Source organism: Mesonia profundi (genome assembly GCF_031085155.1).
In the GTDB taxonomy this organism is placed as follows: domain Bacteria; phylum Bacteroidota; class Bacteroidia; order Flavobacteriales; family Flavobacteriaceae; genus Mesonia; species Mesonia profundi.
The window spans coordinates 38,670-62,554 of sequence record NZ_JAVHUL010000002.1; the positions used below are offsets into that span (position 1 = coordinate 38,670).

A 23,885-nucleotide genomic window follows, 5' to 3' on the forward strand; every position below is an offset into this window, starting at 1 on the left:
TTGTGAAAACAATTCCGCGAAAGCGTTATTTTGAAACTCTTTTTAAATGTAAGTCGCCAAAATCGAAACTAAAATCGGTGATGGGAGCAATATATTTCATCGTCGCACTTTGAGCTTTTCCTTTTTCATCTAAAGTAAAGAGGACAAACACATCGGCATCAAAGCTTCTGTTTTTCCATTTCGCCACATAAGTGGTCTCCGAGTAAGGAAGTAATTCTCCTGTAAGCTGCGGATTCCTTGCTGAAGTGATTTTTAAAGCCTTTCCATCTTTAGTGATATTCACTTTTCCAAACCAAGCATCTTCATAGGTTCCTGTAACTTGCTGCGCATCTAAAAGAGCCGATTGGTCTTTATAGATCTTCGTTTGTTGGTAAACTGCTTTTTTAATGCTGTCGTTTTTAGCAATCCACTTCGTGTTTCTCTTGCCGTTTTTCTCTACCCAATCTCTGTCTTTGTAGCCTAAATAGCTATCTTTTACGGTGTTGGTGATGCTGCTAAATGCGCCGCCAATCATTTGGTTGGTCAACACTACGATTCCTAAATCTAGTTCAGGGATTAAGGTAAATTGTGTCACCGTTCCTAGTAAACCGCCTGTATGCGTTACTTGTTTGTAACCCTTCACATCGCTTACAAACCAACCTAGGGAATAGCCGTAAAAATGGGTGTTGTAATCGTTGTCTTTACTTACCGGCAATGGCGTTTGTAATTGCCATAGCTCGTGCATATTTTTCTCACTTAATAAGCGTTCTCCGTTTTCGGTCACGGCATCGTTCATTAAAAATTTTGCCCAAGTAAGCATATCGGTAACGTTACTCATGATTCCGCCAGCAGGATTCGCTAACTCGCTCCAATCATGAGGAATCTGAATCACTTCTCCCTCGGTTCTCGTGTGTGCATCGATGATATTCGACCTGTCTGTCACGCGATTGTAAGAAGCTTTACTGTTTTTCATTCCTACGGGTTGTAGGATGCGAGTTTCAATAAACTCATCCCAATTTAATCCGCTTACACGGTGAATCACCTCGCCGGCGATGATAAACATATTGTTATTGTACCTAAAACTGCTTCTAAAGGAGCTTTCGGGTTCTAGTTTGCTCACATTTGCAAGAACATCATCTATAGTGAAATCTCCACCTTCGGGGAAAAACATAAGATCTCCCGCGCCAAGGCTTAGTCCGCTGCGATGCGTTAACAAATCTCTAATGGTAAACTCTTTGGTCACCCAAGCGTTCGGCATTTGAAATTCTGGAATGTGTTTTCTCACCTTATCATCCCAATCTAATTTTCCTTCGTCTACCAAAATCCCTAAGGCGAAACTTGTGAATCCTTTAGAATTGGAAGCTACGCCTACCAGCGTATTTTGGTTCATTTCTTTGTTGTTGGCTAAGGAGCGAACGCCGTGACCTTTGGCATAAACCACTTTGTTGTCTTTTATAATTCCTACCGAAATACCTGGCACGTCAAATGTTTCTAGGGTGTTTTCGATAAGTCGGTCTAATTTTTTCTCTTTGATTTGCGCCGAGACACTTAGCGTGAATAAACATAAACCTAGGGATAGAACTTTTACAATTTTCATAGAAATTTATTGTTTTTAGAGAAGAATTCGGTTAAGCTTTTTGGGAGTTTAAAAAAATTAAACGAGTTCTAAAAAAAGAATCTATTTTTGCCGCATGCAAAAATTTATACCTTACAAAAATATACAAATTGCCTTTACGGCTCAAGGAAAGGGCGAGGCAATCGTGTTATTACACGGTTTTTTAGAGAATTCTAGTATGTGGGACGCGGTGGTTCCTGTCTTGGCAAAGTCACACCGAGTAATCTACATAGATTTGCTAGGACATGGAAACACTCAGCGGTTGGGATATATTCATACCATGCAAGAAATGGCACAGACGGTAAAGCAGGTGCTCGACCATCTTAAAGTAGAAAAGGCTTCTTTTATAGGTCACTCTATGGGAGGTTATGTGACGCTCGCTTTTGCGGAATTGTTTCCGTTAAGGATAAAAAAAATACTGCTTTTAAATTCCACTCCATTAGCCGATTCTCCCGAACGTGTGGCCAATAGAAACCGTGCTATTCGCTTGGTGAAGCAAAACAAAGATGCTTTTGTGAGTATGGCGATTACCAATTTGTTTGGAAAAGAAAGCCGGGAGGAATTGCGAGAAAAGATAAATGCATTAATTAAGGAAGCTCAGCAAATGCCCACCGAAAATATTGTGGCGGCAATGGAAGGTTTAAAGTCTAGAAACGATAGGACTCAAGTTTTAAAAGATTTTGGCGGAGAGAAAATATTTTTAGCGGGCAAAGAAGATGAAATTGTACCCTTAGAAAGTTTGCAACAACTCGCCAAAGAAACTCATACACCACTTATAATTATAACCTTTAAAGGCGGACATATGACGCATTTGGAAGCTGAAGAGGAATTGTTGAAGTTTCTTGAGAAAGATTTTAGTTAGCCTAGATTTTCTAAGGATAGAAAGTAGATGATTAATAAAAAACCAGCTCGAAGGAGCTGGTTTTTTCGGTTTTAGTTGATTGATGTTTAACTAGGTTAAGGGGTAATTGTGCACTATTTTTGGGGCAAAAAGGTGCGGACTAATGGTTTTTTAAATGGGTTACATTCGGGGGTGTTTATATAAAATTTAGTGTTGTGGCTACTTGTTTTATAAATTTCGACCTTTAGTAAGAACATCTCTTCCTTGTTTTCAAATATAAGCTAGACATGGAGTGAGACCATAAAATTGTTTGTATTTTACTAATTTAACACAAATTGTTATATATTTAACAAATGAAAACAATTACTCAGTGTGTAGAAGAGATTTTAGTCCAACAATCTTTTTTGGAGGAAGCTTTGCAGCGAAAGATTATTAATTATACGGCCTTAGCGGAAGAATTGCGGGAGCCCATAAGTAAAATGCTGCGTAAACCTGTAAAAGTGGGGGCGATTATGATGGCGTTAAGGCGTTATCAAAATCCTTCTAACCTAAGAAGTTCTTCCCATGTAAAAGGAGCTTTGCGACAAATGGGAGATATCACGTTAAAATCTAATCTGTTTGCATTTACTTTTAAAAATTCGGTTTCTTTAATTGAAAGTCATCGCCTGCTACTGGATTATGTAGCCTCTAATTCGCATGTGTTTTATGCTTTTACGAGAGGCTTGGTTGAAAGTAACCTGATGATTTCGGGTTCTGAAAAAGAAAAAGTAGATGAGGTGTTTTCCGAAGAAATTTTATTGGATAGACGTGGAGATTTAGCGGCACTTAGTGTGCAATTGCCGCAAAATAACTATAAAATTGCTGGGTTATACTATCAATTTTTTAAGCAATTGGCTTGGAGTGGCGTTACGGTTTATGAGGTGGTTTCTACCAGCAACGAAATTACTATTTTGGTAGAGGATGCGGTGATTGAAAAAGCTTTTTCGGCCATTAAGAGTTTGAAGAATTAGTAGCTCATAGAGACTTTAATTCTCTGAACTCTTTTTGAAGGCTAAGTGCAGAAAATAAGTAGTAAGGTTTAGTAGTGCGAGATGAGGATGAGTCAAAAACTATAAAAGCACCTTATATCTTAAGTCTGTTCCCTAACCGTCTAGCCTCTATATTCTTATTGTGATTTTGTATCGAAACGAAAGAGGAAATGAATGTGAAATTAAAATTGAAGTCGAAAAACGAAGGCAACTCAGTAAAATTTTTCTTTTAGAAGTAAAATTAGAACAATACAAGGGAGAAATCCTGAAATAACCTCACCCTAAGGGTACGTGCAGGTTCAAGATGACATAAAAATATCAATACTCATCTCTAATTACTCACTACTACGTATTAATCATTTTAAACATCGGGTTGGTTTTTCTATTGATAAAACCGTGGTAGCCGGCGTATAATCCAATAAGAATTGCTCCAATGAGAGCCGCGTAGGCAATGCTTTCTACGTTATCTTGCTGTTTGATGTAAATGGCAAATAATGCCCAAATCCCAACCGCAGCAAACTCACGCATATTTCTAAAATAAATCATGGCTAAATTCAGCAAGGTCGCAACAATCACCATAATGATTGCCCATTGCACTTCTGTAAACAGAAAAATTTCCCATTCTATTTTTACCAAATACGCAGAAATATTGGCAATAGTCGCCACCGAAATCCATCCCGAATACAAACAAATAGGCCACCAAGAAAATGCGATGGTTTTAAACGGAGCGCCCCAACGTTCCATATTGGTGTTGAGAATAATTTTTATTAGAGAGAAGAGCGCAATCAGCATAAATACTACAGATAATCCCGTGTATTCATACAGCCAAGCCACCACCCATGCCGAAGTCGCAACATTAGCCGCCACCAACCAAAGCCCGGTTTGTTGTAAAAAAGCTTGCACGTTTTTTTTCTTAAATACTTGGTACAAATGGTAAACGCTAAAAGCCAATAACCCCAAATAAATTAGACCCCAAATCGCAAAAGCATAACCCGCAGGCGTAAATAAATTAGCATATTCGGGTTGTTTGCTTAAACTGCCAATGGTGTTTCCGTTAAGTTGAAAAGCTTGCGTAAAATAGCTGGTGCCAATAGCCAACAGTACAGAAATAAAATTAAGGACAGCGAGTAATTTTGGTTTCATGATTTTTGTGGTATAAGAATTACTTCTGTTTCTGTGCAAACGTAAATCTGATTATTTTTAGATTGCTGCAACAAATACTTCCCTGTAAAGGTACCAAAAGCGGGAAGAATTAATTGATGTTTGGTTTTAAAAAAACACGATAATTTCTCGTGCTGTCGTCCCATTCCGCGTAAGCGAAACCCAGGATGTATATGTCCACAAATGTTAAAAAAACCTTCGCGTTCTTCGGGATGATGGGTGAGCAGAAAACGCTCTAAACAGATTTCTTCCTTCAATGCTATACCCAAATTTTTAAAGTGCGTTGGCGAAATAATATCGTGATTTCCTACAATTAACACCAAATCTGCCTGCTGCTCTTGCACCCAAGTTTTAAAATAAGCAAACTCAGAGTTATAAGCGCTGTGAAACAAATCGCCCAGAAAATATATTTTTTCTGGTTGATACGTATCTACCACTTTTTTAAGCTGCTCAAAATTTTTTAAAATTGCTTTTTGTGGTACCGCGCTGCCGTGTTTTCTAAAATGCGCTATTTTTCCCAAATGCACATCGGCAATCAATAAAATGCCTTTAGACTCCCAATAAGCGACGCCACTAGGGTCAAAAATAAAATTTTCTTGTTGTAAGTTAACTTTCAAAAAGGGATAGATTTAAGTACACAAAATAAGGTTTTTATCTGCTGAATTAACACGATTCTTAAGCTTCTTTTTTCGCTTCCGCGGATTTGTTTAATGGATAAATTCAAAAACAGAATTTCAATTTATAATACTTCTAACCGAAATTTCTTTTGTTCCGTTACCAAAAGCTTCATCCAGATAAAATTCAACTTAAAAACTTTTAATCATCCGCTTAATGCGATCTTCCAACTTTTCGGAAGATAATTTCTCCCGCAATCTATCTGTAATAATCGGAAACGAAAAAGGCGTGGGTTTCTCACATTTTTTCCAAACTATTTTTTGCCGCTGAATACGTTCTAAAGCCAATCGCAATCTTCCCTCTTCCAATTGATGTTCAAAAGTTTCCGTAAAGGCTTGCAAAAACAACAAATTTTCGGGTTCATAATCTCTAAAAACATCAAAAAGCAATTGTGAACTGGCTTGCAAGTGTTTACTCTTGACCAGTTTATTAGGATAACCGGTAAAAACCAAACCTGCAATGACCGCAATATCTCTAAATTTTCTACGCGCCATTTCTGTAGCGTTTAGACTTTTATATAAATCGTCCATCACAAATTCGTTAGAAAATAGATTATTATCCAACACTTGCTGCATATCGATTTCTTGATCAGACAGCAGCTCAAATCCGTAGTCATTAAAGGCAATGCTAAACGAAATGGGACTTAATAAACTAATGCGATACGCCAGCAAGCTTCCTAAAGCTTCGTGTACAAACCTGCCTTCAAACGGGTAAAACACGGCGTGATATCCCTCTCTGGTTTTAAAGGTTTCGATAAGAAATTCATTCTTCGTGGGAATGATAGATTCTAACAATTGGCGCTGAAATATAGGTTGTAAGGCTGTAAGTTCTAAAGATTTTGTGGTTATGCCTAATTCTTTCGCTAAATCAGGATCTGCGCTGGCTGCGGCGATATACATTTCTTCGCGTAATAACTCGCTCATTTGCGCAGAAAAGCTCATTCTACCTCCCGCCCAACTGGGGACTTTGCCGGTTTTTTTCTTCGATTTTCGCACTTGCACTTGCATGCCTTTTAAGCGCACAAATTCTAAGTTTCTACCCGCAAACATAAAAACATCACCGCGTTTGAGTTTGGAAACAAAAAATTCCTCGATACTGCCAATAAATCCTCCTTTAATATATTTAACGCTCAGCACAGCATCGCTCACAATAGCACCTATTTGCAAGCGGTGCCGCATAGCGACTCCACGATTTGTCACCGTAAACTTGCCATCTTCTTCTACCGTTACTTTTTGATATTCATCATAGGTATGTAAAGTCTCGCCGCCGGTAGTAATGAATTTTAGGCACCACTCCCATTGTTCTTGCGTTAACGCTTGGTAACAAAAAGTAGCGCTGACTTCTGGGTAAATTTCTTCAGGATAAAAACCGTTAGAAACTGCCAAGGTGGTTAAATACTGCAACAAGACATCGAAACTTTGTAAATACGGAACGCGATCTTCAACCGCTTGTGTTTTTACTGCTTTTTGCAAAGCCGAAGCTTCAATAAGTTCCATCGCGTGGGTAGGTAAAAAATGAATTACACTTTGTTTGCCCGGCTGGTGGCCACTTCTTCCCGCACGTTGTAAAAACCGAGCCACGCCTTTTGGGCTGCCTATTTGGATAATGGTTTCTACTGGGGCAAAATCGACGCCCAAATCCAAACTAGAAGTGCAAACCACCGCTTTTAAAGTTTCATTGCGTATGGCTTGCTCTACCCATAATCGAGTTTCTTTATGGATACTCCCGTGATGCATGGCTACTTCTCCCGCAAATTCGGGGTGTTTTTCCATCAATTTTTGAAACCACAATTCACATTGCGATCGCGTATTGGTAAATAATAAAGTACTTCTAGAATTTTTTATAATAGGCACAACCTCATCCAGCAAATGCAAGCCCAAATGCCCCCGCCAAGGGAATTTTTCCATCTTTTTAGGAATAACCGATTGTACTTTTATTTTCTTTTTCAGGTTGGCTTTTATTAATACAGAATTTTCAAATTGCGGCGTTTGTGGTCCCAATAACACTTCTCGAGCTTGCTCCAAATTACCAATGGTTGCAGAAATACCCCAAATTTTTAAGTTATTCGAGACGGCTTTAAGTCGGCTTAAGGCGAGTTCCATCTGCACGCCGCGTTTACTACCTAATAGCTCGTGCCATTCATCGACCACCACGGCATTTAGATTTTTAAATTGCTCATCATAATTTTTAGAAGAGAGAAGAAGTTGCAAACTCTCTGGCGTGGTAATGAGTAAATCTGGCATTTTTCGCTTTTGCGCAGCGCGTTCTTTTTGTGGCGTATCTCCCGTGCGTATTCCTACACGTATTTGCGGATCTATATCTTGAGCAAACCGATTTGCGGCTTGTTCAATTTCTACCGAAAGTGCTCTAAGCGGAGTAATCCACACCCCTTTTAAACCCTTAGCGGATTTCTTTTTTCTGCTTTTTTGCTGAAGTATTTCTAACACAATCGGTACCCAGAGCGCATAGGTTTTCCCGCTTCCTGTAGGAGCATTCAGCAAGCCATTTTTTCCTTTTAAATATTCCTGCCAAGTATCTTTCTGAAACTTAAATGCTTTCCAGTCTTGCTGCGCAAACCAAGTTTTGGCAATATCTAAAAGTTGTTTTTTATTCATGTTTTGGTTGGTGTTAATTACCCTTCCGTCCTCTGCAGCTCCCGTTGCAAAATCCATCTTCCCTATCTTAGGGAAGGAATCTTTAATAGGTTTATACAATAAATATAATTCAAATTTTGTTTAAAAGTTCCCCTCCTTAGAAAAGGAGGGGTGGCTCAACTTGTTGAGACGGGGTGGTTGCACTCACGGTATCAAATCTTTTAAATCCTCCAACGTATTCGCTTCTTCTATCTTTTTATCTTGTCGCCAACGCAAGATTCTTGGGAACCTAGTCGCTACTCCGCTTTTATGACGTTTAGATTTGGCTATGCCTTCAAAAGCGATTTCAAAAACGTGATGCGGAGTCACACTTCGCACGGGGCCGTAGCGTTCTAACGTATTTTTTTTGATCCACGCATCTACTTTTTTAAATTCGGCATCGGTGAGGCCAGAATAAGCTTTGGCGAACGTGACCAACTTCTCTTTGTTTTGGTCCCACAATCCAAACGTATAATCGGTGAAGAGATTACTTCGTCTTCCGTGGCCTCGCATTGCGTAAGTCAATACTGCATCGATGGTTAAGGGATCTACTTTCCATTTCCACCAGTCTCCTTTTTTTCTTCCGACTAAATAAGGAGAATCCCAGCGCTTCAGCATCAAACCTTCCGATTTTACCTCTCGACTGCGCTCGCGTTCTTTCGCAGCTTCTTCCCAATTGGAAAATGAAATCGTTTCTGACAAATGCAACGGAATCTCTTTTGTCTTTACTTCATGATACAAGTCTTCTAAAATTTGTCTTCGTTCTTTAAAAGATTTCTGACGGATATCCTCCTCTTTCCATTCCAATACATCATAAGCTTTTAGAATTACCGGAGTTTTTTCCAGTAGTTTTTTACTGATATTTTTCCGACCAATACGGGTTTGTAAATCCTTAAAAGTACCGATGTCTCCGTTTGGAAAAGGTAAAATTTCACCGTCTAACACCGTTCCATCCGGAATCACTTCCGTAAAGGCTTCAAACTCGGGATATTTATCGGTCACCAACTCTTCCCCGCGGCTCCACACAAACAATTCTCCCTTGCGAATGATGACCTGTGATCTAATACCGTCCCACTTATGTTCTGCGGCCCAACCTTCTACATCTCCCAAATCCTGTGGCTCATTTTCTATGGCGTAGGCCAAATAAAACGGATAGGGCTTAGATAAATAATCGGCTTCATTTTCTTCTAAGATTAAGCTGGTGTAGGTGGTGATTGCCGGATCCCAATTCCCCATCATTTTATAGGCAAGAATGTCTTCATCAATTTCGGTGGCTTTAGATAAAGCCCGCGTCATCAGCTTCTGACTTACACCAATGCGGAAACTTCCGGTAATCAATTTGGTAAACACAAAACGCTCGTAATAATTAAGGCTGAGCCAATTTTCGAACAGATATTCTTTCTTTTCGTCTTCTGATTTCTTTTTCAAAGCGATAATTTCAGCTAAAAACTGGTGTAAACTTTTTTCTGAAATTTCTTCGGAAGGAGGAATAACCAGAGCAATCGTTTCGGCTAAATCACCTACAATGTGATAGGATTCCTCAAATAACCACAAAGGAATTTTCGATAATTCTGAAGCCCATTCTCGCAAGAGCGTCGTGTTTACGGGTCGCGGTGGTCTTCTGTGAGATAAAATTGCAATGGTCCAAACTTTATCTTTTGGCGAAGCTTTTTCAAAATATTGCGCCAAGGCAGCTACCTTTAAAGTGGTTTTATTGGTACTGTCTAAAGTTTTTATGAGCTCTGCAAAATTTTTCATACTTAGTCTTTATCGGTCTCTTTTTGAGAGGTGGCTTTTTCCTCTTCTGCATTTTCTTCTTCAAACTGGGTTTCTTCCGTGCGGGCATCGTAACCTTGCTCTATTAAGAAGCGCGAGAAAATATCGGTATAACCGTGGGTGCAAATAATTTTTTCTGCTCCCGTGGCTTTTATAGAAGACAACAAACCCTGCCAATCGCAATGGTCTGAGAGTACAAAACCTTTATCTATCGCGCGGCGTCTGCGTGCTCCGCGAAAAGCCATCCAGCCACTTGCCGATGCGGTAACATACGGAAGCATTTTCTTGATCCACGGCGAACTCTGAGCACTTGGCGGCGCAATAACCATATTTCCTTTAAGTTCTTCTTTCTTGGTGTCGGCCGTAATCCTAATGGTTTCAGGTAAAGGCGTGATTTTACGAATGATCTCATTCATATTTTGGATGGCAGCGTGAGTGTAAATTTTTCCTATAGACGTATCCAAGTGTTTTAGCAATCGTTGTGCTTTTCCTAGCGAATAACCAAATAAAATAGAGGTATTTTCATCTTCCTTATTCTGTTGCCACCAGGTATTAATATCGTGAAATACCTCTTGTTGAGGTTGCCATTTAAAGGCGGGAAGTCCAAAAGTACATTCGGTGATAAACGTGTGACATTTCACTACTTCGTAGGGAACTGAAATGCCATCGTTTTCGGTTTTGTAATCGCCCGTAAAAACCCAAACTTCACCTTGGTATTCTACTCTAATTTGAGCCGAACCAATAATATGGCCGGCTGGATGCAGCGAAAATTTAACTCCGTTAACCGTGAAGGTTTCTCCCCAATCTACACCAGAAACATTAATGTCTCCCAAGCGGTGTTTGATGATGGGCACATTGGTATGATGCGTAATGTATTGCTGATGTCCCCACTTAGAATGATCTGCATGGCCGTGAGAAATAATGGCTTTTTTTACGGGTTTCCAAGGATCTAAATAGACGTCTGCTTGCTGACAATAAATTCCTTTGTTGTTAAAATGGAGTAAGGGTGTCTTCATACTCAACAATTTAAGGAAATCTTTGGCAAGATTTTTTTTAAAGTTAAAATCTTAGCGGAATTTTATGAGTTGTAGGGAGAGGTTTGGGGTGAAGAAGTTGAAGATAAGTGAGTATTGAGATTTTAGTAATTAGTGGGGAGAAATTTAAACGTTGCGTGAAACCAGCTAAGATTTTGTATCGAAGCTATGTGTAGGTTATTTTAAATCAAATCGAACAGTAACGGAAGACGATATTTTCGAAGCTTAGGAAGAGTAGCAATCTTTAAGTTGAAAGCTATGAATCTCCTTCTGTATAGATTAACGGGGATTTTTTGTTTAGTTAACAACAATTAGTCTTGATCCATTTTTTCCTATTTAGACTATCCACAATTTTTGCATAAAACTAAAATCCCACAACTTTTTGACTTGATCCATCCTTGATCCATAAGAAATGCATAAAATGATTTTTAAAACAAAAAACCCCGATCGTGAGATCGAGGTTTTAAAGGTGGTGCCTCCAGGAATCGAACCAGGGACACAAGGATTTTCAGTCCTTTGCTCTACCAACTGAGCTAAGGCACCAGTGCTTGTAAGCGGTGGCAAATATATATTCATTTTTAATATCTGCCAAATAAATTAATAAAAAAAGTAAATTTGTCTTTTTAAAAATCCCTTTTAAGTGAAGAATTTAGCAATAGATATAGGGAACACCCTAGTTAAACTAGCTGTTTTTGAGGATGGTAGGTTGTTGGAGTTGAAAATTACTCCAGCAGAAAATATTTCTTTCGTTTTAAACAAATTAGTGATAAGTCACCCCGAAATCTCTGAATCGATCCTAGCTTCTGTAGCCGGAATCCATAAAGATGTCATCGCTAATAGCTTAAAAAATCAATCAATTTTAGAATTAACTGCAACAACTCCAGTTCCGTTTCGTAATTTATATGAAACTCCGCATAGTCTGGGAATAGATCGCATAGCTTTGACAGTAGCAGCGACATGTGAATATCCTAATAAAAATGTGTTGGTCATAGATGCCGGTACTTGCATCACCTATGATATGGTAACGAAAAATAAGGAGTATGTGGGAGGGGCTATTTCGCCGGGGGTAAATATGCGTTTAGAGGCGATGCATAATTTTACGTCCAAATTGCCGTTAATTCGTATAGAAAAAGAAACCAGTGATAAAATTATAGGTACCACTACCCAAGAAAACTTAGAGATAGGCGCATTAATGGGGGCAGCATTAGAAATAAATGGCTTTATAGAAAGTTATGAGCTTCAATATCAAGATTTAACAGTTATTTTAACAGGAGGAGATAGTCAACTGTTGTCTAAGAAAGTAAAAAATGGCATATTTGCGTCTTATAATTTTCTGCTGAAGGGATTAAACCATATTTTGGAATTTAATACAACTAAATGATTAAGAAAACACTTTTTTTTACATTGCTGCTTTGTTCAGTATTAGTAAATGCACAAGAAAATACTTCTTCTCCATATTCTTTTTTTGGAGTAGGACTCAATAAGTTCAACGGAACAGCAGAAAATAGATCGATGGCCGGTATGGGGATTGCATCAGACAGTATCCATATCAATCTTCAGAATCCAGCAGGTTATGGAGCTTTAGACTTAACTACCTATGCGTTGGGAGGCTCTCATGCTTCAACAACAATTGAAAGCTCAAGCGCATCAGATAAAGTTTCTTCTTCTACCTTTGATTACCTAGCAATGGCGTTTCCTGCCGGGAAGTTAGGTTTTGGGATAGGAGTAATACCTTATAGTTCTGTAGGTTATGAGATGGAAGATATTACCAATGAAAGCTCGAGTAGATTTAGTGGTAGCGGAGGTTTAAACAAACTTTTTTTAGGAGTAGGTTACGAAGTGACTAGAGAATTACGCGTTGGAGTAGAAGGGAGTTATAATTTTGGGAACATCAAAAATAAGAACTTTCTCTTTCAAAACGAACTTCAGTTTGGAACAAGAGAAACGAACAGATCTGACCTTAGCGGGTTCAAAGTGGATTTTGGCGCTCAATACGAGAAGCTTTTAAAGTCGGGATTACAATTGACAGGTTCGGCTAGTTTTTCTCCGTCAACAAAAATAACTTCTGAAAATCAAAGACAATTAGCAACCCTTATTTTGAATGACGATGAGAATGAAGTCATTGCAGATATTAGGGATCTTGATGTGGAGGATTCAAAGTTAACTCTTCCTTCTGAACTTAAAGTAGGAGGGGGGGTAGGAAAACCTAAAAAATGGTTTGCCGGAGTAGAATACGGAAGAAAATCTTCAAGTGATTTTACCAATAGATCTTTTCAGCTAGATAATGTGAATTATACAGACGCTAGTAGTTACAAGTTGGGAGGATATTATATTCCTAACTATAACGACATTACCAGCTATTTTCAGCGAATTGTATATAGAGCGGGTTTTAGGTATGAAGAGACCGGATTAAACATTAATACGGAAGATGTAGATGAGTTTGGCATATCTTTTGGAGTGGGATTACCAGCAGGAAACTTCTTAACGAATATCAACTTGGGAGTTGAGTACGGTGAAAGAGGCACTACAAGTAATAATTTGGTAAAAGAAAAATTTGTAAATGTGTTTCTAAGTCTTTCCTTAAACGATAAATGGTTTGTCAAAAGAAGATTCGATTAATAAATAAAATAATAACTATATTCAACTATGAAAACTAAATTTTTCATCTTATTATCAGGAATTTTTTTAAGTGCAGGAGTAGTAAATGCGCAGGAGGTAGATTGTAATACCGAATTAGCATTATTCTCTCAAAGCGCAAAAATAAAGGACTACGATGCGGCAAAGCCACATTATGAAAAACTTATAAAAAATTGTGAGGCGAGTAACTTGGCAATTTATCAATATGGAGAGCGTATGTTTAAGCACTTCGCTAAAAATGCTCCAGAAGGAAGAAAAAAAGCTTCCGCAGAAGCTTTAATAGAAAATTATAAGCTAAGACTTAAATGTTTTCCAGCTAAGACTGAAGTAGGTGAAACTTATGCTAAGATAGGGGAAGCTATGTACGATAATAATATTGGTACAAAGGAAGAGCAGCTAGCGATGTTTGATAAAGCTTGGAAAGAAGACAAAGAGTCGTTTGATGCGCCAAGATCTTTATACGTGTACTTTAACATTATGGTTGAATTGCAAGATAAAGGCAAAAAAGAATTACAGGATGTATTCAATCTATATGACAATGTAATCAAGCAAGTAGAAGAGCAGGAGGTTTATCGTGCATCACAAGCAGAGCCTCTATTGAAAAAACAAGAAGCAGGAGAAAAGTTAAACTCAGACGAAACGAGAACACTTAAAAACTCTGAAATTTACTTGTCAAACTTTAGTAAGATTAAAGCAGGAATTAATGGATTGTTAGGAGAAAGAGCAGATTGTGAAAACTTAATTCCTTTATACAATAAAGATTTTGATGCTAAGAAAACTAATGTGGAGTGGTTAAAAAGAGCTGCGAAGAGACTTTCGGCTAAAGATTGTACAGACGATCCTATTTTCTTTAAGCTAGTAGAGGCGTTACATACCTCTGATCCTTCTGCGAAATCTGCACTTTACTTAGGGCAGTTAGCAGATAAAGATGGGAAATCTGCAAAAGCTTTGGAGTATTATAACCAGAGTGCAGAGTTAGAAGATAATAACTTAGATAAGGCGAGGGTTTATATGAAAATCGCGGGTAATTATAAGTCAAAAGGTAGTTTGTCTACGGCGAGAAACTATTATAGAAAAGCATTAAAAGCACAGCCTTCTTTAGGAGTTGCTTACCTTCAAATTGCTAGTATGTATGCCTCTAGTGTTAACTCTTGTGGAGATTCGTCTTTTAACAAAAGAGCGGTGTATTGGTTAGCTGCAGACTATGCAGATAGAGCAGGAAGAGTAGATCCTTCTATGAAATCTACAGCAAACAAATCTGCTAGTAGTTATAGAGGCTTAGCTCCACAGTCATCGGACATTTTCCAAGAAGGAGTAAAAGAAGGATCAACCATTAAAATTGGATGTTGGATTGGAGAAAGTGTTAGAGTACCAGCTATATAATTAAAATGCTGAAAACATACCGAAATCATAGGATAAGCATTGTCGTGATCATCTTTACGACAATGCTTTTTTCTTGTCAAAACCGGCTTAATGAGGTTAGAAAATGGGATTTAGATGAGGGGAAGCCTCAAACTGCAGGGAAAGGAATTAACCTTTTTTATACCGATAGCGGAGCGGTAAAAGCTAATTTAAGAACTCCGTTGATGTATGATTTCACCCATTTAGAATTTGCTTACAGAGAGTTTCCAGACGGATTAGAATTAGATTTCTTTGACGATGAGAATAAAAAAAATACCATTATTGCAGACTACGGAATCATGTATGAAAAGACAGATTTGGTAGATTTACAAGGGAATGTGCTCATTACCACAGCAGATAGTACCGTGCTTAACGCCAATCAATTATATTGGGATCAAAAAAGAGGTTGGGTGTTTTCTGATATTAATTACAATATCAAATTAAATAATGGAGCTTTAAATGAAGGAGAAGGTTTTGATGCTAACGAAAAATTCGATAAATTCATATCTCGATCCAATAAAGGAGTGCAAATTGTAGAAGAGACCGAATAATATGATGAAATTTTTTAAATACTTTGAGTACGCTTACCTAATTATAGCAGCGTTTTTTGCATTTGAATCCTATAGGATTTGGAGTAGCGACAGAGATAGGGCTTATATTTTTATCTTTTTTGTGGCTCTAGCTATTTTTATGTATTTTTTTAAAAGAAGATTTAGGAAAAAAATAGAGCAAAGCAATAAGCCATAAATGGAATTAAATATTTTAATCATTGTTCTTTCCCTAATATTCTCAGCGTTCTTCTCTGGTATGGAAATCGCTTATGTCTCTGCCAACAAAATTCATATAGAAATAGAGAAAAAGCAAGGCAGTTTTCTTTCTAATATCTTGGCGCGACTCACAAGAAAACCATCCAAGTTTATTGCCACCATGCTGGTGGGGAATAATATAGCCTTGGTAATTTATGGTTTTTTTATGGGAGACCTGTTGGTAGATCTTCTCACCGCACAAGTTCCTTTAGAAAACGCTTTTCTTAATTATTGGTTAACCGACGGACTTATCGTTAGCCAAACCATCATTTCTACCTTGGTGATTTTATTTACTGCGGAATTTCTTCCTAAAGTATTTTTTCAAATCTACGCCAATAACTTACTGAAGTTTTTTGCGTTACCGGCCTATTTCTTTTACCTGATATTTTCTTTTATCTCTTCTTTTGTGATTTGGATTTCTGATTTGGTCTTAAAATCTTTCTTTAAAACCGATGGGGATGAAGTACAGCTCGCTTTTAGTAAAGTAGAGCTAGGAAACTACATCAATGAGCAGATGGACTCTGTGGAGGAAGATGATGAGATTGATTCTGAAATTCAAATTTTTAAAAATGCCTTAGAATTTTCTGAAGTGAAGTCACGAGAAGTGATGATTCCCCGTACCGAGATAATTGCGGTAGATATTTCGGAATCGCCTAAAAATTTAATCAATATATTTACGGAAACAGGACTGAGTAAAATTTTGGTTTACAAAGAAACCAATGATGATATCGTAGGCTATATTCATTCTTTTGATTTGTTTAAAAAGCCTAAAGACATCAAAACGATTATGATGCCGGTGCTTTATGTGCCAGAAACCATGTTGGTAAAAGACGTATTAAATATTCTTATCAGGAAACGTAAAAGTATTGCAGTGGTGATTGATGAGTATGGAGGAACCAGCGGAATTATGACGGTAGAAGATATTGTAGAGGAGCTTTTTGGTGAAATTGAAGACGAACATGATGCCGTGGTCTTAATTGAAGAAGATTTAGGAGAAGGCGTTTATAAGTTTTCAGCTAGGATGGAAATCGATTATATTAATGAAACCTACAAGCTCAATCTTCCCGAAGGAGAAAATTACGAAACGCTAGGCGGCCTCATCGTACACCATACAGAGGAAATTCCAGAAAAAAACGGGCAAGTAGTGATCGATGGATTTAAGGTATTAATCTTAGAAGTTTCCAATACAAAAATAGAATTAGTACAAATTCAAGCGATAGAAGAAGACTGATTTAAAGATTCTTTAACATTTTCAGTAATATCTGTTTTAAAGTTTCGGTAATTATCTTATTTTCGCCCACTATTATTTAGACAAATCAATATTCAAAATGGCAGTATTAAATAAAATAAGACAACGTTCGGTTTTTTTGATCGTAATCATTGCATTGGCATTGTTTTCATTTGTATTAGCAGATGTAATTAGAAACAGTGGATTTTCAAAAAATCAAAGCACTATTGGTGTAGTGAACGGCAATGAAATTTCTAGAGAAGATTTTGCTAGACAAGTGGAAGCTGTTCAGCGTAATGCTCAAGGAAATGTAACTACCGCGCAAGCTGTAAATAGAGTGTGGGACAATAAATTGAGAGAAACTATTCTGGATGAGCAGTTAGAAGAACTGGAGATTGAAGTGGGTCAAGGGCAAATCAATAATGTATTAAAGCAACAGTTCGCAGGTAATCAAAACTTCACTAACGAAGCAGGAATGTTTGATTTTGGTGTGATGAGAGAATATGTCGCTAATCTTAAGGCTACTTCGCCAGAAGCTTACCAACAATGGCTTGCCGTAGAAGAAAGTGCTGCAAAACAAGCTAAAGCTGGTATTTACTACAATATGGTGAGAGCTGGAGTAGGAGCAACTTTGATAGAAGGAGAACAGGCTTACAAAATGGAAAACGATAACATCGATTTGAACTTTGTGAAAATTCCTTACGAAAGCGTTGGAGAGGTAGAGGTTTCTAAAGATGAAATCAAAAGCTACTTAAAAGATCATAAAGATAAATACGAAGTAGATGCTTCAAGAGATATTCAGTATGTGTTTTTTGAAGAAAAAGCATCAACTTCAGATGACGCTGATACAAAAGCAGGATTAGAAAAATTAATGAAAGATCGTGAAGAGTACAATGAAGTTTCTCAAGCGAACGAAAAATTAGACGGTTTTTCTAAGACTAGCAATAATGAGGAATTTGTAAATGAATTTTCAGACCTTCCTTATGAAGAACGTTTTACGTTTAAAGATGAGTTAAAGGGAGAAAATGCAGACCAAATCTTTAATTTATCAGAAGGACAAACTTTCGGGCCTTACAAAGAAGGAGGTTTCTGGAAAGTAACGAAAGTAACTGGAGTGAAGCAAATGACAGATTCTATTAAGGCAAATCACATTTTGATTGCTCATAAAGATAGTCCTGTAGGAAGTGAGTTAGATAGAACAAAAGAAGAAGCTAAGAAATTAGCGGATAGTATTTTAACGCAAGTAAAGTCAAATGACTCTTTATTTGCTTCCTTAGCGAAAGACTATTCTGCTGATACTACTTCTAAAGATAAAGGAGGAGATTTAGGATGGGTAGATTATAGAAATACTACATCTTCCCCATTTATTGATTATATTTTTGATGCAAATTCAGGGAAATACGGAATGGTAGATACCGAGTATGGCTACCACGTCGTATTTATTGAAGAAGTAAAGTCTCCTAAGAAAGCCGTAAAAATGGTAAGTTTAGGGAAAGAAATTGAGCCTTCAGAAAAAACTACAAACGACTTATTTGCTACGACTACAAAATTTGAAATCGCCGCAGGTAAAAAAGATTTTGATGAGGTAGCTAAAGAAAGCGGTTACGAAGTAAGACCTGTAAAAGGTATTAAAGCGATGGAAGAAGCTTTAAGAGGTATTGGAAATCAAAGAAGAATTGTGCAATGGGCTTTTAAAGAAGAAACTTCTACAGGAGACATTAGCAGATTTGACTTAAATAATGGATATGTAGTAGCTCAATTAACGGCTAAAAATAAAAAAGGATTAATGAGTGTAGAAGAAGCTTCTCCTCAAGTTACGCCTTTAATTAGAAAAGAGAAGCAAGCCAAAATGATTAAAGATAAAATATCGGGAAGTACACTTTCAGAGATTGCATCGAGTCAAAATGCTTCTGTAGAGAATGCCTCTTCCGTTAATTTAGGAAGTCCAGTTTTACCAGGAGCAACCTCAGAGCCTAAAGTTGTAGGAGCTGCATTTTTCTTAGAAAAAGGAAAAGTAAGTAGGCCTATTGCTGGAGAAAAAGGAGTGTATGTGGTAGAAGTCACCAATAGAACAGAAGCTGCGCCGCTTAACTCTTACCGTATGATTGCTGCTAGAAAAACAAAAGAACGTTCTGCACAAGCTACCTCTAGATTGGTAGAAGCTTTAAAAAGCAGTGCAGAGGTTGAAGATAATAGAGCTGCTTTTTATTAAATCTTAAAAAGACTCTCTAAACAATAAAGACCGCTATTTTAGCGGTCTTTATTGTTTTACTGTAGGTATAGAAATATTCTTAACCTGAATTCGACCTAAGAAAATCGAACTGACAGTATTTGAACTTTATTAGGTCGAACTCAGGTTCTTAGTACTTGCGTTTGGAGGAAAATATCATTTCGGAAAAAGGAATGACGGTAGTATAACCTAAGTCTTTAAAATAAGACATCATTTCTTGCGTTCCTGTGGCTAAAACGAAATCTCCTCCCCAACCGCCTAGGCTTTTAATACTGTCCTTATAATCGCTAAATAGCTGCTTTTTGATGCTGGGAGTTTGTAAAACTTTAGAAAGAACCTCTTCGTGTCTATTGATTTGTGTTTCAAATTCAGATAAACTGAGGTTCGGCTTTAATAAAGAAGTTGTAATCTGATTTATTTCTGCTATGGAAGATGCTTTTTTTATCGCTTCCAAAGAACGATAATGCCGAATCGCTTCTCGGCTATTTTTCTTCTGATTTAAATAAACAAAAAACAATTGATCGCTGAAGTTAGGCTGAAAATTCACCGGAGCTATTTTTGGGTCTAGCTTGTTTCTTTCATAAATAATAGGAGTGTCAAATTCCGCGCAAGCGATATCATAACCGCTACCGCCAAAAGTTTTTTCTAGCAATTGGTACGGATTGATTTGCGCCCACTGAGATAAATTCTGAATTAAAGTAGAAGAGGAACCCAGTCCCCAATTTCTTGGAAACTCCAAAAAAGAATTGATTTCATAACCTTGTTGAAAATCTAAATGGAAAGAAAGCGTAGCCACTTCTTGTAAAATTTCAGCCAGATTTTTTACAACTTCTTCATTCGTATTATTTTTCTCCTCAAGTTGGTAGCCAATTTTTTCTTCAGTAAAAACAAATTCCTGCGAAAACCATAAACTGCCATCAGCTAAAAAGCTGCTCCATTTAATTACGGGATCTCCAATTTCTTTTACCGTCATTTTTTGACCAAATTTCGTGGGTATCGCTAAAGCTTTGGCTCCATCGAGCACCACATATTCTGCGGTGAGTAATAATTTTCCGTGAGCGTAATAGTTTTTAGGCATTTCTCAATTGTTCTAGAACTTCTACTACAGCGCTATGGGTTACGGTATGTGTTTTAAAATGTGCTTTCACCGTTTCTTTCTCGCTGGGGGTGGCCTTAAATTGATTGAGGATATTCATGAGGTGCATTTTCATATGGCCTTCTTGAATTCCTGTGGTGACCAAAGATTTTATAGCGGCAAAATTTTGCGCCAATCCCGCTACAGCCACAATTTTCATCAAGTCTTTTGCAGTAGGATTTCCTAACATTTCCATCGCCAATTTTACTAAGGGATGTAAGTTCGTAAGTCCGCCAACGGTTCCTAATGCTAGGGGAACTTCGATAGAAAACGTAAACTGACCGTCTTCCACTTTAGCTGAAGTCAGGCTACTGTATTGTCCGTTTCTCGCGGCATAGGCGTGTATTCCAGCTTCCACGGCTCTAAAATCGTTTCCGGTGGCCAAAACCACCGCATCGATGCCGTTCATAATTCCTTTATTGTGCGTCACGGCTCGGTAAGGTTCTACTTTGGCGATATTCACAGCTTCCACAAACTTGTGGGCAAAATGTTCGGCTTCCGCAGTATTGGGAAGCAAATCTTTTACGGGGCAAGATACTTCCGCTTTAGCGAGGCAATTAGGAACATAATTAGAAAGTATGCTCATAATCACTTCTAGCGGTTGATGTGTTTCGGAAAAATTAAAATAAGTTGCAGCTTCTTGTTTTAAGCCTAGAGCGATTTCTTCTAAGCAAGAGTTGATAAAATTGGCGCCCATCGCGTCTAAGGTTTCAAATTCTACGTGAATTTGATAATAGTTCGCTAAAGCGGAAGTCTTATCTCGAAGTTCTAGACTTAAAATTCCGCCGCCTCTTTTTTCCATATTTTTGGTAAGCGGTTGAAGGCGTTCTAAGAGCAAAGTCTTCGTTTTACGGAAGAATTCCTCTAATTTAGAAAAGCCTTCGGTAAATAAAAAGTGTACTTGACCTACTTTTCTGGTATCAATCACTTCGGCTTTAAAACCACCTTTGTCTCCCCAAAATTTTGCAGCATTACTCGCCGCAGCAATTACCGAACTTTCTTCGATTGCCATAGGAATGACATAAATTTCTCCGTTAATATTAAAGTTGGGAGCTATCCCAAAAGGCAAGTAGTAGTTAGAAATGGTATTTTCTGTAAACTCATCGTGGAGTTTTTGTAGCTTCTCGTCGGGATTCCAATAGTTTTGTAATAACTGGGCTGCTTCCTCCCTGTTTTGAAAATAGTTTTGGGTAAGCCAAGCTATTTTTTCATCTTTATTGAGTTTAGAAAATCCTAAAATTTGCTTCATGGGTTGTAATATCAACCGCAAATATACGATACTGATTTTTTAATCTGTCACTGCTTCTGTAATTCCGTAAAGTAAGAGTAGAAATTAGGATTTAGATGAAGGTATAATCAAAATAAGGAGTCATAAAAATCCCACCCGATTCCATGAGGCTTTTGTTTCGGTAACTTTGAGTGGTGAGATATTAACTTGTTCTTAGTATTTAACACTAAAGAGACCCTGTTTTTAAGGATTTTTTAGTAAACTTGAAACTCTAAAAATTCGATTTCCGAAACCTATGAAAATTTTCAAATTTGCCTTGGTAGTTTTTCTAACTACTACTAGTATATTAAGCGCTCAAGACAAGCAAGTTACCTTAGATGAAATATGGGGCGGAGCCTTCCGTCAAGAGTACTTACAAGCCTTACGTTCTTTAAATAACGGAGAGGAATATGTGGTGCAAGATTACGATCGCAGCGCAAAAACGATGAACGTTGATGTTTACAGTTATAAGACTGGAAAAAAAACCAGAACTTTAATTTCTTCTTCCGCGATTGGTGGATTAGACATTTTTCAAACCTATTCTTTAAATGATACTGAAGAAAAAGCAATTTTAGGAACCAATATCGAGGGTATTTTTAGAAGATCTACCAAAGGTATTTTCTATGTGTATGATTTAGGTTCTAAAAAACTGGTTCAGATTTCTGAAGATAAAATACAAGAACCTACACTTTCTCCAAATGGGAACCAAGTAGCTTATGTATTTGAAAATAATATCTACACGAAAGATTTAGCATCAGGAAAAGTTACCCAAGTAACCAAGGATGGTGTCGATAATGAAATAATTAATGGGGTAACCGATTGGGTGTATGAAGAGGAATTTATGTTTGTGCAGGCATACCAATGGAATAAAGACGGAAGCAAAATTGCTTTCTTAAGATTTGATGAAACGCAGGTGCCAGAATTTTCTATGGATTTGTATGGAACCTACGGAAAGCAGCTTTACCCAACTCAAGAAGTGTTTAAGTATCCTAAAGCAGGAGAAAATAACTCGGATGTGAGTTTGCATATGTATGATGTGAAATCAGGAAAGACTTCTGCAGTAGATTTAAAGAAAGAATATGAGTATTTACCAAGAATCAAATGGAGCAATGATGCAAATATTCTAACGGTTCAGGCGATGAATAGACATCAAAACAATTTAGATCTTATTGCCGTAAATGCTACGAATAATGAAGCTAGTGTGATTTTAAACGAGCAAGACGACGCGTATATTGATGTGACCGATAATCTTACTTTCTTAAATGACAATAGCTTTATTTGGACGAGCGAGAAAAATGGATGGAACCATATTTACCATTACAATAAAAACGGAAAGTTAATCGACCAAGTAACCGATGGGAAATGGGAAGTAACCGATTATTATGGTTTTGATCCCAAAACGGGAAGAATCTACTTTCAAAGTACAGAAAACGGAAGTATTAATAGAGACGTATTCTCTATTCGTTCTAACGGAAAAAATAAAGTGCAGTTAACGCAAAAAAGAGGAACCAATAGCGCCGATTTTAGTACAGACTTCACTTACTTTATCAATACGTATAGTAGCGCAACGACGCCTAGTGAGTTTACGTTGCATCAAGCTAAAAACGGAAAAAAGCTAAGAGATATCAAAGACAACAAGCAGTTGTTAGAACAATTAGAACCTTATAATTTTTCTGAAAAGGAATTTTCTACCATTTCCGTTAACGGAAATGATTTGAATATGTGGATGATCAAACCTTCTAATTTTGATCCTAATAAAGAGTATCCTTTATTTATGTATCAATATTCTGGACCAGGTTCACAATCGGTTTCCAATACATTTTCTGGAAGCAACGATTACTGGTACCAACTCTTAGCAGATGAAGGGTATATCATTGCTTGTGTTGATGGTAGAGGAACTGGATTTAAAGGTGCCGAGTTTAAGAAAGTAACTCAAAACGAATTAGGAAAATACGAAGTAGAAGATCAAATTGATGCTGCAAAACTTTTGGGAGATAGAGACTATGTAAATGCTGATAGAATTGGTATTTGGGGATGGAGTTATGGAGGTTTTATGTCTTCTAATGCGCTTTTAAAAGGAAACGATACCTTTAAAATGGCGATTGCAGTGGCTCCGGTAACCAGCTGGCGTTTTTACGATAGTATTTATACAGAGCGTTATATGACAACGCCTCAAGAAAACGCTTCGGGATATGATGAAAACTCTCCTATTAACCACGTAGATAAACTTAAAGGAGCTTACCTTTTAGTTCACGGCGGAGGAGATGATAATGTACACGTACAAAATTCAATGCAAATGATAGAAGCCTTGGTTCAAGCTAACAAACAGTTTGATTGGGCGATTTATCCAGATAAAGATCACGGTATCTATGGCGGAAATACAAGGCTTCACTTGTATACCAAAATGACCAATTTTATTAAAGAAAATTTATAAATAAG

17 protein-coding genes and 1 tRNA gene are annotated in these 23,885 nt (G+C 37.4%); 9 read left to right on the forward strand and 9 right to left on the reverse strand.

Annotation, left to right across the window (positions count from 1 at the left end):
- Positions 1-25 precede the first annotated feature (25 nt).
- Complete coding sequence (locus RBU60_RS01260; protein WP_308862802.1) at positions 26-1,576, reverse strand: serine hydrolase; 1,551 nt, start codon at positions 1,574-1,576, stop codon at positions 26-28.
- Positions 1,577-1,670: 94 nt separating this feature from the next.
- On the opposite strand from RBU60_RS01260, the gene RBU60_RS01265 reads away from it, so the two are divergent.
- Positions 1,671-2,456 (forward strand): alpha/beta fold hydrolase, encoded by a 786-nt coding sequence (locus RBU60_RS01265; RefSeq protein ID WP_308862803.1) that lies wholly within the window; start codon positions 1,671-1,673, stop codon positions 2,454-2,456.
- A gap of 332 nt (positions 2,457-2,788) precedes the next feature.
- Positions 2,789-3,445, forward strand: a complete 657-nt coding sequence (locus RBU60_RS01270) for a hypothetical protein (RefSeq protein ID WP_308862804.1) — start codon at positions 2,789-2,791, stop codon at positions 3,443-3,445.
- 363 nt (positions 3,446-3,808) lie between these two features.
- On the opposite strand, the gene RBU60_RS01275 is transcribed toward RBU60_RS01270, so the two are convergent.
- From RBU60_RS01275 to RBU60_RS01300, 6 genes are all read right to left on the reverse strand, one after another.
- Positions 3,809-4,606 (reverse strand): tryptophan-rich sensory protein, encoded by a 798-nt coding sequence (locus RBU60_RS01275; RefSeq protein ID WP_308862805.1) that lies wholly within the window; start codon positions 4,604-4,606, stop codon positions 3,809-3,811.
- Positions 4,603-5,241: a ligase-associated DNA damage response endonuclease PdeM gene (gene pdeM, locus RBU60_RS01280; RefSeq protein ID WP_308862806.1), complete on the reverse strand. Its 639-nt coding sequence runs from the start codon at positions 5,239-5,241 to the stop codon at positions 4,603-4,605. The genes RBU60_RS01275 and pdeM overlap by 4 nt, the downstream gene beginning before the upstream one ends.
- A gap of 189 nt (positions 5,242-5,430) precedes the next feature.
- Entirely contained in the window at positions 5,431-7,914 is a 2,484-nt protein-coding gene (locus tag RBU60_RS01285; RefSeq protein WP_308862883.1) for a ligase-associated DNA damage response DEXH box helicase, read from the reverse strand.
- Between the two features lie 183 nt (positions 7,915-8,097).
- Entirely contained in the window at positions 8,098-9,690 is a 1,593-nt protein-coding gene (locus RBU60_RS01290; protein ID WP_308862807.1) for an ATP-dependent DNA ligase, read from the reverse strand.
- A 2-nt stretch (positions 9,691-9,692) separates the two neighbouring features.
- The gene (locus tag RBU60_RS01295; RefSeq protein WP_308862808.1) at positions 9,693-10,724 is read right to left on the reverse strand and encodes a ligase-associated DNA damage response exonuclease; all 1,032 of its coding nucleotides are present in this window, start codon (positions 10,722-10,724) and stop codon (positions 9,693-9,695) included.
- Positions 10,725-11,212: 488 nt separating this feature from the next.
- A tRNA-Phe gene (locus RBU60_RS01300) sits at positions 11,213-11,285 on the reverse strand.
- Positions 11,286-11,382: 97 nt separating this feature from the next.
- Here RBU60_RS01300 and RBU60_RS01305 point away from each other — a divergent pair.
- From RBU60_RS01305 to RBU60_RS01330, 6 genes are all read left to right on the forward strand, one after another.
- Positions 11,383-12,123, forward strand: a complete 741-nt coding sequence (locus RBU60_RS01305; protein ID WP_308862809.1) for a type III pantothenate kinase — start codon at positions 11,383-11,385, stop codon at positions 12,121-12,123.
- Positions 12,120-13,361, forward strand: coding sequence for a hypothetical protein (locus tag RBU60_RS01310; protein ID WP_308862810.1), 1,242 nt, complete (start codon positions 12,120-12,122; stop codon positions 13,359-13,361). The genes RBU60_RS01305 and RBU60_RS01310 overlap by 4 nt, the downstream gene beginning before the upstream one ends.
- Before the next feature lie 27 nt (positions 13,362-13,388).
- A complete protein-coding gene (locus tag RBU60_RS01315; RefSeq protein ID WP_308862811.1) occupies positions 13,389-14,762 on the forward strand; it encodes a hypothetical protein in 1,374 nt (457 codons plus the stop codon).
- Between the two features lie 5 nt (positions 14,763-14,767).
- On the forward strand, positions 14,768-15,331 hold the full coding sequence (lptC, locus tag RBU60_RS01320; RefSeq protein ID WP_308862812.1) for an LPS export ABC transporter periplasmic protein LptC: 564 nt from the start codon (positions 14,768-14,770) through the stop codon (positions 15,329-15,331).
- A gap of 196 nt (positions 15,332-15,527) precedes the next feature.
- Positions 15,528-16,817 (forward strand): hemolysin family protein, encoded by a 1,290-nt coding sequence (locus RBU60_RS01325; RefSeq protein ID WP_308862813.1) that lies wholly within the window; start codon positions 15,528-15,530, stop codon positions 16,815-16,817.
- A gap of 97 nt (positions 16,818-16,914) precedes the next feature.
- On the forward strand, positions 16,915-19,026 hold the full coding sequence (locus tag RBU60_RS01330) for a peptidylprolyl isomerase (protein WP_308862814.1): 2,112 nt from the start codon (positions 16,915-16,917) through the stop codon (positions 19,024-19,026).
- Between the two features lie 148 nt (positions 19,027-19,174).
- Here the strand turns inward: RBU60_RS01330 and RBU60_RS01335 are convergent, their stop codons facing one another.
- Both RBU60_RS01335 and RBU60_RS01340 read right to left on the reverse strand, forming a co-directional pair.
- Positions 19,175-20,122, reverse strand: coding sequence for a GYDIA family GHMP kinase (locus tag RBU60_RS01335; RefSeq protein ID WP_308862815.1), 948 nt, complete (start codon positions 20,120-20,122; stop codon positions 19,175-19,177).
- Positions 20,115-21,428, reverse strand: a complete 1,314-nt coding sequence (locus RBU60_RS01340; RefSeq protein WP_308862816.1) for a hydroxymethylglutaryl-CoA reductase, degradative — start codon at positions 21,426-21,428, stop codon at positions 20,115-20,117. The genes RBU60_RS01335 and RBU60_RS01340 overlap by 8 nt, the downstream gene beginning before the upstream one ends.
- A gap of 274 nt (positions 21,429-21,702) precedes the next feature.
- Here RBU60_RS01340 and RBU60_RS01345 point away from each other — a divergent pair, with 274 nt between their 5' ends.
- The gene (locus RBU60_RS01345; protein ID WP_308862817.1) at positions 21,703-23,880 is read left to right on the forward strand and encodes a S9 family peptidase; all 2,178 of its coding nucleotides are present in this window, start codon (positions 21,703-21,705) and stop codon (positions 23,878-23,880) included.
- Positions 23,881-23,885 lie beyond the last annotated feature (5 nt).

Coding starts and splice junctions, on each gene's coding strand:
- RBU60_RS01260 (WP_308862802.1), bottom strand. CDS start 1,576: ATGAAAATTGTAAAAGTTCTATCCCTAGGTTTATGTTTATTCACGCTA.
- RBU60_RS01265 (WP_308862803.1), top strand. CDS start 1,671: ATGCAAAAATTTATACCTTACAAAAATATACAAATTGCCTTTACGGCT.
- RBU60_RS01270 (WP_308862804.1), top strand. CDS start 2,789: ATGAAAACAATTACTCAGTGTGTAGAAGAGATTTTAGTCCAACAATCT.
- RBU60_RS01275 (WP_308862805.1), bottom strand. CDS start 4,606: ATGAAACCAAAATTACTCGCTGTCCTTAATTTTATTTCTGTACTGTTG.
- RBU60_RS01285 (WP_308862883.1), bottom strand. CDS start 7,914: ATGAATAAAAAACAACTTTTAGATATTGCCAAAACTTGGTTTGCGCAG.
- RBU60_RS01290 (WP_308862807.1), bottom strand. CDS start 9,690: ATGAAAAATTTTGCAGAGCTCATAAAAACTTTAGACAGTACCAATAAA.
- RBU60_RS01295 (WP_308862808.1), bottom strand. CDS start 10,724: ATGAAGACACCCTTACTCCATTTTAACAACAAAGGAATTTATTGTCAG.
- RBU60_RS01310 (WP_308862810.1), top strand. CDS start 12,120: ATGATTAAGAAAACACTTTTTTTTACATTGCTGCTTTGTTCAGTATTA.
- RBU60_RS01315 (WP_308862811.1), top strand. CDS start 13,389: ATGAAAACTAAATTTTTCATCTTATTATCAGGAATTTTTTTAAGTGCA.
- lptC (WP_308862812.1), top strand. CDS start 14,768: ATGCTGAAAACATACCGAAATCATAGGATAAGCATTGTCGTGATCATC.
- RBU60_RS01325 (WP_308862813.1), top strand. CDS start 15,528: ATGGAATTAAATATTTTAATCATTGTTCTTTCCCTAATATTCTCAGCG.
- RBU60_RS01330 (WP_308862814.1), top strand. CDS start 16,915: ATGGCAGTATTAAATAAAATAAGACAACGTTCGGTTTTTTTGATCGTA.
- RBU60_RS01335 (WP_308862815.1), bottom strand. CDS start 20,122: ATGCCTAAAAACTATTACGCTCACGGAAAATTATTACTCACCGCAGAA.
- RBU60_RS01340 (WP_308862816.1), bottom strand. CDS start 21,428: ATGAAGCAAATTTTAGGATTTTCTAAACTCAATAAAGATGAAAAAATA.
- RBU60_RS01345 (WP_308862817.1), top strand. CDS start 21,703: ATGAAAATTTTCAAATTTGCCTTGGTAGTTTTTCTAACTACTACTAGT.